The organism is Microbacterium sp. K41 (genome assembly GCF_004794395.1).
GTDB lineage: Bacteria > Actinomycetota > Actinomycetes > Actinomycetales > Microbacteriaceae > Microbacterium > Microbacterium sufflavum.
In genome coordinates, this window is record NZ_SSDO01000520.1 from 23,950 (window position 1) to 34,711 (window position 10,762).

At 71.0% G+C, this 10,762-nt stretch carries 12 protein-coding genes, 1 other RNA gene and 1 pseudogene; 11 read left to right on the forward strand and 3 right to left on the reverse strand.

The window, feature by feature from the left end; genetic code table 11:
• Positions 1–18: 18 nt before the first annotated feature.
• Positions 19–972 carry an L-lactate dehydrogenase gene (locus DW309_RS17840; RefSeq protein WP_136046134.1) on the forward strand — a complete coding sequence of 318 codons (954 nt, stop codon included), beginning with the start codon at positions 19–21 and terminating at the stop codon, positions 970–972.
• Positions 973–1,004: 32 nt separating this feature from the next.
• On the opposite strand, the gene DW309_RS17845 is transcribed toward DW309_RS17840, so the two are convergent.
• Entirely contained in the window at positions 1,005–1,769 is a 765-nt protein-coding gene (locus DW309_RS17845) for an SDR family oxidoreductase (protein ID WP_136046135.1), read from the reverse strand.
• 100 nt (positions 1,770–1,869) lie between these two features.
• Here DW309_RS17845 and DW309_RS17850 point away from each other — a divergent pair, with 100 nt between their 5' ends.
• Complete coding sequence (locus DW309_RS17850) at positions 1,870–2,706, forward strand: helix-turn-helix transcriptional regulator (RefSeq protein ID WP_136046136.1); 837 nt, start codon at positions 1,870–1,872, stop codon at positions 2,704–2,706.
• 12 nt (positions 2,707–2,718) lie between these two features.
• Here the strand turns inward: DW309_RS17850 and DW309_RS17855 are convergent, their stop codons facing one another.
• The gene (locus tag DW309_RS17855) at positions 2,719–3,558 is read right to left on the reverse strand and encodes an aldo/keto reductase (protein ID WP_136046137.1); all 840 of its coding nucleotides are present in this window, start codon (positions 3,556–3,558) and stop codon (positions 2,719–2,721) included.
• Positions 3,559–3,630: 72 nt separating this feature from the next.
• Here DW309_RS17855 and DW309_RS17860 point away from each other — a divergent pair, with 72 nt between their 5' ends.
• The 6 genes from DW309_RS17860 (at position 3,631) to rnpB (ending at position 7,822) form a co-directional block, all read left to right on the forward strand.
• On the forward strand, positions 3,631–4,155 hold the full coding sequence (locus DW309_RS17860) for a PadR family transcriptional regulator (protein WP_136036159.1): 525 nt from the start codon (positions 3,631–3,633) through the stop codon (positions 4,153–4,155).
• Positions 4,156–4,180: 25 nt separating this feature from the next.
• The gene (locus DW309_RS17865) at positions 4,181–4,558 is read left to right on the forward strand and encodes a hypothetical protein (protein WP_136046138.1); all 378 of its coding nucleotides are present in this window, start codon (positions 4,181–4,183) and stop codon (positions 4,556–4,558) included.
• Complete coding sequence (locus DW309_RS17870) at positions 4,558–4,938, forward strand: YchJ family protein (RefSeq protein WP_136046139.1); 381 nt, start codon at positions 4,558–4,560, stop codon at positions 4,936–4,938. The genes DW309_RS17865 and DW309_RS17870 overlap by 1 nt, the downstream gene beginning before the upstream one ends.
• A gap of 36 nt (positions 4,939–4,974) precedes the next feature.
• On the forward strand, positions 4,975–5,709 hold the full coding sequence (locus DW309_RS17875; RefSeq protein ID WP_136030244.1) for a zinc ribbon domain-containing protein: 735 nt from the start codon (positions 4,975–4,977) through the stop codon (positions 5,707–5,709).
• 22 nt (positions 5,710–5,731) lie between these two features.
• Positions 5,732–7,432, forward strand: a complete 1,701-nt coding sequence (locus DW309_RS17880; RefSeq protein ID WP_136046140.1) for a bifunctional 3'-5' exonuclease/DNA polymerase — start codon at positions 5,732–5,734, stop codon at positions 7,430–7,432.
• A 23-nt stretch (positions 7,433–7,455) separates the two neighbouring features.
• Positions 7,456–7,822, forward strand: an RNA gene (rnpB, locus tag DW309_RS17885) — RNase P RNA component class A.
• 58 nt (positions 7,823–7,880) lie between these two features.
• Here the strand turns inward: rnpB and ppgK are convergent.
• Positions 7,881–8,627, reverse strand: coding sequence for a polyphosphate--glucose phosphotransferase (gene ppgK / locus DW309_RS17890; protein ID WP_136036155.1), 747 nt, complete (start codon positions 8,625–8,627; stop codon positions 7,881–7,883).
• Between the two features lie 81 nt (positions 8,628–8,708).
• On the opposite strand from ppgK, the gene DW309_RS17895 reads away from it, so the two are divergent.
• From DW309_RS17895 to DW309_RS17905, 3 genes and pseudogenes are all read left to right on the forward strand, one after another.
• Positions 8,709–8,951, forward strand: coding sequence for an SPOR domain-containing protein (locus tag DW309_RS17895; protein ID WP_136030250.1), 243 nt, complete (start codon positions 8,709–8,711; stop codon positions 8,949–8,951).
• 2 nt (positions 8,952–8,953) lie between these two features.
• Positions 8,954–10,291: a type I glutamate--ammonia ligase gene (gene glnA, locus DW309_RS17900; protein ID WP_136030252.1), complete on the forward strand. Its 1,338-nt coding sequence runs from the start codon at positions 8,954–8,956 to the stop codon at positions 10,289–10,291.
• Positions 10,292–10,299: 8 nt separating this feature from the next.
• Positions 10,300–10,762: pseudogene (locus DW309_RS17905) on the forward strand (bifunctional [glutamine synthetase] adenylyltransferase/[glutamine synthetase]-adenylyl-L-tyrosine phosphorylase); the annotation flags it as partial.

Consider the following 10,762-nt stretch of genomic DNA (forward strand, 5'->3'; position numbering starts at 1 on the left):
CGCTGTCAGTATGGGCGCATGGAGATCATCGAGAACTCGAAGCTCACGGTCGTGGGTGCGGGGAGCGTCGGCTCCAGCGTCGCGTACGCCGCACTGATCCGCGGCTCCGCCCGTCACGTCGCGCTCTATGACATCGCCACCGAGAAGGTCGAGGCCGAGGTGCTCGACCTCGCCCACGGGACCCAGTTCACCGGGTCGAGCGCGATCGTCGGCGGCAGCGACATCTCGGTCGCGGCCGGCTCGCACGTGGTGGTCATCACCGCCGGGGCCAAGCAGAACCCGGGGCAGACCCGCACCGAGCTGGCCGGGGTGAACGCGGGCATCATCCGGCGCATGATGCCCGACCTGCTCGCCGTCGCACCGAACGCGGTGTACGTCATCGTCACGAACCCGTGCGACGTGCTCACCGTGATCGCTCAGCAGGAGACCGGGCTGCCGGCGGAGCGTATCTTCGCCTCCGGCACGGTGCTCGATACGTCGCGTCTGCGATGGAAGCTCGCCGAGCGGGCGGGAGTGTCGACTGCGAGCGTGCACGCGCACATCATCGGCGAGCACGGGGACACGGAGTTCCCCCTGTGGTCCCGCGCCACGATCGGCACGGTGCCGATCCTGGAGTGGGAGACGCCGGGTCACCCGCGGTTCACGCTGGAGGAGCTGGACGAGATCGCGGTGGAGGTGCGCGACGCCGCGTACAAGGTGATCCGCGGCAAGGGGGCGACCAACTACGCGATCGGGCTGTCGAGCGCGCGGATCGTGGAGGCCATCCTCCGAGACGAGCACGCCGTGATGCCGGTGAGCACGGTGCTGCGCGACTTCCACGGCCTGGACGGCGTCGCCCTGTCGGTACCGTCGATCGTGAGCGCCGCCGGGGCCGAGCCGATCCGCGCCACCTCCTTCTCGGAGCGCGAGCTGGAGCAGCTGCGGCAGTCGGCCGATGCTCTCACCGCGGTCGCGGGGTCCCTGCAGGCGTGAACTGGGGGCGGTGCGCGGGCACCGCCCCGACCTCAGCGGGCGTGACGATCGGTGCTGTTGAGCGCGGCGACGACGCGGGCGTAGTCCCCCCTCGCCTCGGCGTGGCGCAGGAACTTGACGCGCTCGACCTGCACCTCGGGCGCCTCCGGGTCGGTCTCGATGAGCGCCATGACCTCGTCGGCGAACTCGTCGAGAGGCATCGCCGACTCGTCCTGCTCCTGCCCGGGCATGAGAGCGGTGCGCACGGCCGGCGGCTCCAGCTCGACGACGGAGATGCTCGTGTCGGCGAACTGCAGGCGGAGGGATTCGCTGAGCATGTGGATCGCAGCCTTGCTGGCGTTGTAGGTCGGCGTCGCCTTGAGCGGGACGAACGCGAGCCCGGACGTCACGGTCATGATCGTCGCGGCGGGCTGCGCGCGGAGGTGCTCGACGAACGCGGCGATCAGACGGATCGGCCCGAGGACGTTGGTGGTCACGATCTCCTCGGCGGTCGCGAGGAAGCCGTCGGGTGAGCGCCAGTCCTCGGCGCGCATGATGCCCGCCATGGTGACGAGCACGTTCAGCGCCGGATGCTCGGCGAGGACGGTGCGGGCGGCTGCCTGGATGCTGTCGGCGTCCGCGGTGTCGATCTGCACGGTGTGGATGCCGGGGTGTGCGTCGGCGATCGCGGTGAGCCGGTCGGCGCGCCGCCCGCCGACGATCACGGTGTTCCCGCGTTCGTGGAGTCGGAGGGCCAGCGCGAGGCCGATGCCGCTGGTCGCGCCGGGGATGAAGATGGTGTTTCCGGTGATGTCCATGGTTCCAGCGTCGACGGCGGCGGCTGGACGCTCCAGAGAGGGATCGTCCAGGGACCGCCGATCCCTGGTTCGGGTGCCGCGGCGGGGGGATACTTCAGGAATGGATCGTGATGCGCTGGCCGACTTCCTGCTGCGCCGCCGGGAGGCGTTGACGCCCGGCGACGTGGGGCTGCCCGCGGGAGCGCGCCGCCGAACCGCCGGTCTGCGGCGCGAGGAGGTGGCCCAGCTGGCCACGATGTCGACGGACTACTACGCACGCCTGGAGCAGCGGAGGGGACCACAGCCGAGCGTGCAGATCCTCGGCTCGCTCGCCAGGGCGCTGCGGCTGACCGAGGACGAGCGCGACTACCTGTTCCGGTTGAGCGGCCACAGCGCCCCGGATCGCGTCACGGCGACCGACTACGTGCGGCCGGGGATCCTCCGGGTGCTGGACCGGCTGCACGACACGCCGGCGTTCGTGGTGTCGGTGCTCGACGAGGTGCTCGTGCAGAACGACGCCTCCCGGGCGCTGATCGGCGATGCGGGAAGCCTGACCGGGATGGATCGCAGCGGGATCTACCGCTGGTTCGCCTCCCCGGAGACGGAGCGCCTCCGCTATCGGGAGGTCGATCACGTGCGGCAGTCGCGGTCTCTTGTGGCGACGCTCAGGGCCGCGCACGCGGTCCCCGGTGCGCGCTCCCGCGCCTGCGAGATGGTCACGGCCCTCTCGGCCATGAGCGACGAGTTCGTGCGGTTGTGGGAGGCGCACGAGGTGAGCCGTCGCTTCGAGCAGCACAAGGTGATGGTGCACCCGGAGCTCGGCGAGATCGAGGTCGACTGCCAGGCGCTGTTCACGGAAGACGAGTCGCAGGCGCTGATCGTGCTGACCGCGCCGCGGGGGAGCGAGGCGGCCGGCAAGCTGGAGTTCCTGCGGGTGCTGGGGACGCAGACCGTCTGAGCGCTCCCGCGGTCAGGACTCCTCGTGGACGGCGGGGTCCGCGTCGAAGAGCCGTCCGTCCGGGCGACCGAGTGCGGTGATCGCGGCCACCTCGGCGTCGTCGAGCACGATCTCCGCCGCGGCGAGGTTGTCGAGCTGGTGAGCGAGCGACGAGGCCTTGGGGATCGCCACGGTCCCCCGGGCGACGTGCCAGGCCAGCACCGCCTGCGCTGGCGCGATGTCGTGTGCGGCGGCGACCTCCCTGATCACGGGCTCGTCGAGCAGCGCCTTCGCCCGGCCGATCGGACTCCACGCCTCGGTGATGATCCCCTGGGCGCGGTGGTGGGCGAGCTGCTCCTCCTGGGGGAAGTACGGGTGCACCTCGATCTGGTTGACCACGGGGCGGACGCCGGTCTCCCTCTCGATGCGCTCCAGGTGCTCCGGCAGGAAGTTCGACACGCCGATCTGCCGCACGACGCCGCGGGACTGGGCCTCGACGAGCGCCGTCCATGCGGGGACGTACTCGTCCTGGTGCGGGTTCGGCCAGTGGATCAGATGGAGATCGGTCGCATCGAGCCCGAGCCGGGAGCGGCTCTCCTCGATGCTGATCCGCGCCCGGTCGGCGGGGTGGTGTCGGCCGGGCAGCTTGGTGGTGACGATGATCTCGGCGCGCTCGACGTCGGCGGCGGCGACACCGCGCCCGACGGACCCCTCGTTCTCGTAGTTGAAGGCCGTGTCGATGAGGCGGTAGCCCGCGCCGATGGCCGCGGCGACGGCGTCGGCTCCCGCATCGCCGTCGAGGCGATAGGTGCCCAGCCCGATCGCGGGAAGGGTGAAGCCGTTGTGGGCGGTGACGGTGGGGATGGCGGGCATCGGTGCTCCTTCGGGTGGCTTGTGTTCAGCGTAGGCCTTGTCCGCAATATCCCTAAGAGGTATATCTGGAGCATGCAGTTCCTCATCCTCGGGATCCTTCTGGACGCTCCGCTCACGCTCTACGACGTGCACAAGCGGTTCCGCGCCGGGATCTCGCTCTTCTACGCCGCGAGCTTCGGAAGCATCCAGCGCGCCCTCCGTCAGCTCGAGTCGCAGGGCTGGGCACGCGTGGACGAGGCGGCCGCGAACGGTCGGGGAAGGAAGCTGTACCGCGTGACGGCGGAGGGGCGTCGGTCCTGGCACACGTGGATGACGTCGCCGCTCACCGGATCCGACCCCGAGCCCCTGATGCTCGCGCGGATCCACCTCCTGGGACACCTCCCGCCCGCGGAGCGTCCGCTGTGCGTCGAGGTCATCCGCACACGGATCGCGGAGGACCAGTCCCGGCTCGCCGCCCTGGCGGAGGAGCTCGATGCGACCGACGTGCCTGAGGCCGTGCGCGAGCTGTACCGCTTCCGTCGCGCGACCCTCGACTACGGTCTCCGCTCGCACGGGCTCGCGCTCTCCTGGCTCGACGATCTCGACCTGTCCGCATGACTCCCGACACCCTGGAGGTCTCCGCATGCTCGCCGTCGCTCTGACGGGCGCCCTCGTCCTTATCGCGGCTCTGACTCTGTTCCAGGTCGCTCTCATCTTCGGCGCGCCGCTCGGCCGCTTCGCCTGGGGCGGTGCGCACCGCGTTCTGCCCGTGCGGCTCCGCGTCGGCAGCATCGTCTCGGTCGTCCTCTACGCCGGGTTCGCCGTACTGCTGCTGAGCCGTGCGGGAGTCATCGCCGGGGGTGAGCTGCCCGTCGTCGTCGTGTTGTGCTGGGTGCTGTTCGCGTACTTCGTGATCGGGATCCTGCTCAATGCGATCTCGCGGAGTCCCGCGGAACGGTGGACCATGACCCCGGTGTGCGTGATGCTGGCAGGCATGACCCTGATCGTCGCGCTCTCGTGATGTCGTCCGCACGCTGCCCCTGCGGCTCCGGCAACCCGTTCGACGAGTGCTGCGCGCCCCTTCTCGGAGGTGCGCCCGCTCCGACCGCTGAGCGGCTCATGCGCTCCCGCTACACCGCTTTCTCCCGGGAGGACGCCGCGTACCTGCTGCGCACCTGGCATCCGAGCACGCGGCCCCGCGACGTCGAGTTCGACCGGGGTCTGGAGTGGCGTCGGCTGCTGATCGTCGACCGCGTGGCCGGGGGACCGTTCGACCGCGACGGCGTCGTGGAGTTCGAGGCGTTCTGGCGGCACGGCGCCGAGCGCGGCTCCCTGCGCGAGCGCAGCCGATTCGTCCGCGAGGGCCGCACGTGGCTCTACGTCGACGGCGTCATCGGCTGAGGCCCGGACGACGGCCGACCGACTAGATTTGAGAGCGTGAACGCCACCCCGGAGAACCAGCGCACCCTGCTCGACATCGCGGACCTCGACCGGCGCATCGCGCAGGCCGAGCGCGCCCGCACCCAGCCGAGTCAGGCGGCGCGGATCACCGAGCTCGTCGCCGTCCGCCAGGAGCAGCTCCGCGAGCTCACGGTTCTCACCGGCGCGCGGGACGATGCGCGGGCCGAGCTCGCGCGGCTGGAGTCCGACGTGTCCCTGGCCGAACAGCGCCGGGACCGCGACACCGCGCGTCTGGCGGCGGCGACCAACGCGAAGGAGGCGCAGGCGCTCGAGCACGAGCTCGCCAGCCTGGCCAAGCGCCTGAGCGACCTGGAAGACGCGGAGCTCGACGTGATGGGGCGCGTGGAAGAGGCCGATGCCGCCGTCGCCGCTCAGCAGGCGCTGCTCGACACGACCACGACCGAGGGCACGGCCCTGACCGCGCAGGCGAAGGCCGACGTGGCGGCGGCCACCGAGCTCGGCGCTCAGCTGACGCGTGACCGGGAGGCCGTCGCCGGCTCGATCCCCGCCCCGCTGCTGGCGGAGTACGACCGCCGCGCGCAGAACAGCGCGGGGGCGGCGCTCCTCACCCGCGGCACCTGCGAGGGCTGCCGCATGATGCTCCCTGGCACCGACCTCAACGAGATCCGCCGTGCCCCGGAGGACGCCGTGGTCTCCTGCCCCGAGTGCGGCTGCATCCTCGTCCGCACCGAGGAGTCGGGGCTCTCGTGAGCGCATCCGTCGTGCACCGCCGATGACGGTGCCGGCGTCGGGCGCGGAACGCCGCATCGCCCTGATCGCGCTCGGGGCGGCCGAGTACGCGGCGGTCGAGCTCGACGAGCACGACCGGGAGAGCGGTCGGACGCTCGTGCCCGCGGGCGAACTCGCGTCCTGGGTCGCCGCGACGGAGGCGGAGGACGGCCCCCGGTGGATCCTGCGCTCGGCCGCCGAGGTGTACGCACTGCTGCTGCGGGAGGGAGTCCGTATCGGCCGCAGTCACGACCTGGTCCTGTGCCATGCGATCTTGCGGGACACCGCGACGGTGCCCGCGCCGCTGCCTCCGTCGGCCGCCTGGGAGCCGCGGCAGCCGGCCGACGCGACGCCCTCCCTGTTCGACGTGTTCGACGAGGAATCGGGGGAGCCCGCGGTCGTCGCGGCCCTGGAGCAGTACCGCGCGCAACGCCGGGTGATCGCCGCCGCGCGGGACGGTCGGCTGACGCTCCTGTGCGCCGCCGAGTCCGCAGGTGGCCTGATCGCCGAGGAGATGCGCGCCGCCGGGTTGCCCTGGGACACGGCGGTGCACGACGCGATCCTCACCGAGACCCTCGGCGCCCGGCCCGCGGGCGGCGGTCTTCCCCGGCACATGGTGGAGCGTGCGGACGAGGTGCGAGCGCTCCTCGGCGATGCGACTCTCCACCTGGACAGCCAGCCCAAGCTGCTGCGCGCCCTGCATCGCGTCGGAGTGCAGGTCGAGTCCACGAGCAAGTGGGAGCTGTCGACGCAGGACCATCCCGTCGTCGAACCGCTGCTGGCGTACAAGAAGCTGTCCCGGCTGCTGAGCGCGAACGGGTGGACGTGGCTGTCCGAGTGGGTGCACGAGGGGCGGTTCCGTCCGGTCTACATCCCCGGTGGGGTGGTCACGGGGCGCTGGGCCTCGGCCGGCGGGGGAGCGCTGCAGCTGCCGCGGAACCTGCGACCCGCCGTGCGGGCCGACCCCGGATGGACGCTGGTGGTCGCGGATGTCGCGCAGCTGGAGCCGCGGATGCTGGCGGCCATGGCGGCGGATGAAGCGATGGCCGAGGCGGCGCGCGGTGGCGACCTCTACGCGGGTGTCGTGGCGTCGGGCGCGGTCGCGACCCGTGAAGAGGCGAAGTACGCGGTGCTCGGGGCCATGTACGGCGCGACGAGCGGCGACAGCGGCCGTCTGGTGCCACGGTTGCGCCGCGTCTACCCGCGCGCCATGGCCCTCGTCGACGAGGCGGCGCGCACGGGAGAGGACGGCGGGATCGTCTCGACGTGGCTGGGCCGGTCCTCGCCGCGGCCGTCGGACGAGTGGATGCGGTTGCAGTCGGATGCGACGGCCGCGGAGGCCGATCCCGCCGTGGTGGCCCTCGCTCGTCGGCGAGCCCGGGACTGGGGACGCTTCACCCGCAACTTCGTGGTGCAGGGCACGGCGGCCGAGTGGTCGCTCATCTGGCTCGCCGAGATCCGACACCGGCTGCAGCAGCTGCCGCCCGTGTTCGGGGCCGCCGAGGCCTCCGGCCCGTTCGCCCGCGAGCCGCATCTGGCGTTCTTCCTGCACGACGAGATCATCGTGCACACTCCGCGCGAGCACGCCGAGGCTGCTGCGGCTGCGGTGCGGGAGGCGGCGGAGGTCGCGACGACCCGCCTGTTCGGCACGTTCCCGATCGAGGTGCCGCTCGACCTGCGCATCGCGGATTCCGCGGAGAAGTGAGCGCCGTAGACTGGAGGGGCGAATGGGTCGGCTGGACGGTCGCGTGGCGGGTGACCGCACCGAGGAACGTCCGGGCTCCACAGGGCAGGGCGGTGGGTAACACCCACCCGGAGTGATCCGCGAGAAAGTGCCACAGAGAGCAGACCGCCCGTGATCCTCGGATCGCGGGTAAGGGTGAAAGGGTGGTGTAAGAGACCACCGGGGGTCGTGGTGACACGGCCCGCCAGGTAAACCTCGCCCGGAGCAAGGTCAGACAGAGGATGTTGACGCGGCCCGCCGAGTCCTCGGGTAGACCGCTGGAGCGGCACGGCAACGTGTCGCCGAGAGAGATGGCCGTCGAAGGGGCGAAGAACCCCGGAACAGAACCCGGCGTACAGGCCGGCCCATTCGCCCCACGAGGAAAGGCCCCGCAGATGCTCTGCGGGGCCTTCCACGAGTCGCGCTGGTGTCAGTCGCCGGCGAGTGACGCGGCGCCGATGATGCCCGAGTTGTTGCGGTGGATCGCCGGGACGATCGGGGTCTTGAGGTCGAGCAGCGGGAGGAAGTCGCCCGCGTTCTTCGACACCCCGCCGCCGACCACGAACAGGTCGGGGCTGAAGATGAACTCGATGTGGGAGTAGAACTCCTGCAGCCGCTCCGCCCACTCGGCCCAGCTGAGCCCTTCGCGCTCGCGGGCGGAGGTGGCCGCCCAGGTCTCCACCGACTCGAAGCCGCGGAAGTTGAGGTGGCCGAGCTCGGTGTTGGGCAGCAGCACGCCGTCGTAGAGGAAGGCCGATCCGATCCCGGTTCCGAGAGTGGTGAGCAGCGTGAAGCCGATCACGTCGCGCGCGGCACCGTGGCGAGCCTCGGCCACACCCGCCGCGTCGGCGTCGTTCACGAACACGATGTTGCGGCCGAGCCCGTCGCGGAAGAACCGCTCCGCGTCGAAGTCGATCCACTTCTTCGACACGTTGGCGGCCGACAGGGTCTTGCCGCGCTTGACGATCGCCGGGAAGGCCACGCCGAGGGGGAGCGTCGACTCGTGCACGTCGAGGGTCTTGAGCACGGTCTGCACGGCGAGGAGCACGTCCTCCGGCGCCGCACCCTCCGGGGTGGGCACGCGTACCCGATCCGAGGCCATGGTGCCGTGTTCGAGGTCGACGATTCCCGCTTTGATACCCGTGCCGCCGATGTCGACGCCGATCGCTTTTGCCATGGCCGATAGCTTAGCGACCGCTGTGTGCGCCAGTAGGATCGATGACATCACCCGAACGACTCGCGGGAAGAAGGAGAAGCCATGACCGACGGCGATCACAAGTACTGGTACAACTCCGCCACTGGCGAGGTCGAGTTCGGCATGCTGTCGCCCTCGATCGACCGCGTCGGCCCCTTCGACACCGAGGCCGAGGCGCGTCGTGCGCCCGAGGTCCTCCAGGAGCGGTCGCGTGCCTGGGCCGAGGAGGAGGCCGCGGAGCAGGGCTGGGACGCGAAGCCGTCGAGCGGCTTCGGCTCCGACGCGAAGGGCCAGGGCGCAGAGTAGCCATGGACAAGCAGAGGGACTTCGTGCTTCGCACGATCGAGGAGCGCGGCGTCAAGTTCGTGCGGCTGTGGTTCACCGACGTGATCGGCACGCTGAAGTCGGTCGCGATCGCGCCGGCCGAGGTCGAGGGGGCGTTCGCGGAGGGCATCGGCTTCGACGGCTCGGCCATCGAGGGCCTCACCCGCACGTACGAGTCCGATCTGCTGGCGCAGCCCGACCCGACCACGTTCCAGACGCTGCCGTGGCGCGGGGAGATCGACCCGACGGCGCGCATGTTCTGCGACCTCACGACCCCGGACGGGCAGCCGGCGGTGGCGGATCCGCGTCACGTGCTCAAGCGTGCGCTCGCGAAAGCCGCTGACGCGGGCTTCACGTTCTACACGCACCCGGAGATCGAGTTCTACCTGCTCAAGTCCTCGTCGTTCGGGCCCGAGGGTCCGGTCCCGGTCGACTCCGCCGGGTACTTCGACAACGTGCCGGGCGGTACGGCCCATGACTTCCGGCGCCGCTCGGTGCGCATGCTCGAAGACCTCGGCATCTCGGTGGAGTTCAGCCACCACGAGGGCGGTCCCGGTCAGAACGAGATCGACCTGCGGTACGCCGACGCCCTCACCACGGCCGACAACGTCATGACGTTCCGCACCGTGATCAAGGAGGTGGCCATCGAGCAGGGCGTGTACGCCACGTTCATGCCGAAGCCGCTCAGCGGTCAGCCCGGCAGCGGCATGCACACGCACATGTCGCTGTTCGAGGGCGATCAGAACGCGTTCTACGAGGAGGGGGCGAAGTACCAGCTGTCCAAGACCGGCCGTCACTTCATCGCCGGGCTCCTGCGGCACGCGAACGAGATCTCCGCCGTGACCAACCAGTTCGTCAACTCGTACAAGCGGCTGTGGGGCGGCGACGAGGCCCCCAGCTTCATCACGTGGGGTCACAACAACCGTTCGGCGCTCGTCCGGGTGCCGATGTACAAGCCGAACAAGGGGCAGTCGTCGCGCGTGGAGTACCGCGCGCTCGACTCGGCCGCGAACCCTTACCTGGCTTACGCGCTCATGCTCGCCGCCGGCCTCAAGGGCATCGAGGAGGGGTACGAGCTGCCGCCGGAGGCCGAGGACAACGTGTGGGCGCTGAGCGACGCCGAGCGCCGTGCGCTGGGCTACTCCGCCCTGCCCGCGAGCCTCGACCACGCGCTGGAGTACATGGAGGAGTCCGAGCTCGTGGCCGAGACGCTGGGCGAGCAGGTGTTCAACTACGTGCTGCTCAACAAGCGCAAGGAGTGGGAGGCGTACCGCGGGCAGGTCACGCCGCTGGAGCTGAAGAACAACCTCGAGCTCCTCTGAGGCGCGGCATGGCCCGACCTGACGCCTCCGTCTCGCTCTCCGCGCTCGCACGGATCGGTTTCTCCGAGCTGTCCGAGGCCGCCGCGTCGCTGGCGGAGCTGGAGTCGCTGCTGGACCGACCCCGTGCGGGGCTGCTCGACGGCATGGGCGCCGCAGACCCGGATGCCGCGGTGCGCGGTCTGCTCCGGGTGGCGCGCCGTGACCCGGAGGCGGTGCGGCCGCTCGTCGACGATGCGGAGACGCGCCGCACGGTGTGGCGGGTGTTCGGCGCCTCGACCGGGCTCGCCGAGTTCTTCCTGCGCCACCCCGCACAGCTCTCCGTGCTCGGCGAGCCCGTGTCGGCGCTGCCATCGGCCGACGCGCTGCGCAGCCGCCTCCTCGCCGCCGTGGACGCCAGCGACGGTGTCGCGGCGGCGGGCGACGACGACGCGGTCGTGGCGGTGCGCGTGGCGTATCGGCGTGAGCTCGCCG

Coding starts and splice junctions, on each gene's coding strand:
- DW309_RS17895 (WP_136030250.1), top strand. CDS start 8,709: ATGACCGACGGCGATCACAAGTACTGGTACAACTCCGCCACTGGCGAG.
- ppgK (WP_136036155.1), bottom strand. CDS start 8,627: ATGGCAAAAGCGATCGGCGTCGACATCGGCGGCACGGGTATCAAAGCG.
- DW309_RS17850 (WP_136046136.1), top strand. CDS start 1,870: ATGGATCGTGATGCGCTGGCCGACTTCCTGCTGCGCCGCCGGGAGGCG.
- DW309_RS17840 (WP_136046134.1), top strand. CDS start 19: ATGGAGATCATCGAGAACTCGAAGCTCACGGTCGTGGGTGCGGGGAGC.
- glnA (WP_136030252.1), top strand. CDS start 8,954: ATGGACAAGCAGAGGGACTTCGTGCTTCGCACGATCGAGGAGCGCGGC.
- DW309_RS17860 (WP_136036159.1), top strand. CDS start 3,631: ATGCAGTTCCTCATCCTCGGGATCCTTCTGGACGCTCCGCTCACGCTC.
- DW309_RS17865 (WP_136046138.1), top strand. CDS start 4,181: ATGCTCGCCGTCGCTCTGACGGGCGCCCTCGTCCTTATCGCGGCTCTG.
- DW309_RS17880 (WP_136046140.1), top strand. CDS start 5,732: ATGACGGTGCCGGCGTCGGGCGCGGAACGCCGCATCGCCCTGATCGCG.
- DW309_RS17855 (WP_136046137.1), bottom strand. CDS start 3,558: ATGCCCGCCATCCCCACCGTCACCGCCCACAACGGCTTCACCCTTCCC.
- DW309_RS17845 (WP_136046135.1), bottom strand. CDS start 1,769: ATGGACATCACCGGAAACACCATCTTCATCCCCGGCGCGACCAGCGGC.
- DW309_RS17870 (WP_136046139.1), top strand. CDS start 4,558: ATGTCGTCCGCACGCTGCCCCTGCGGCTCCGGCAACCCGTTCGACGAG.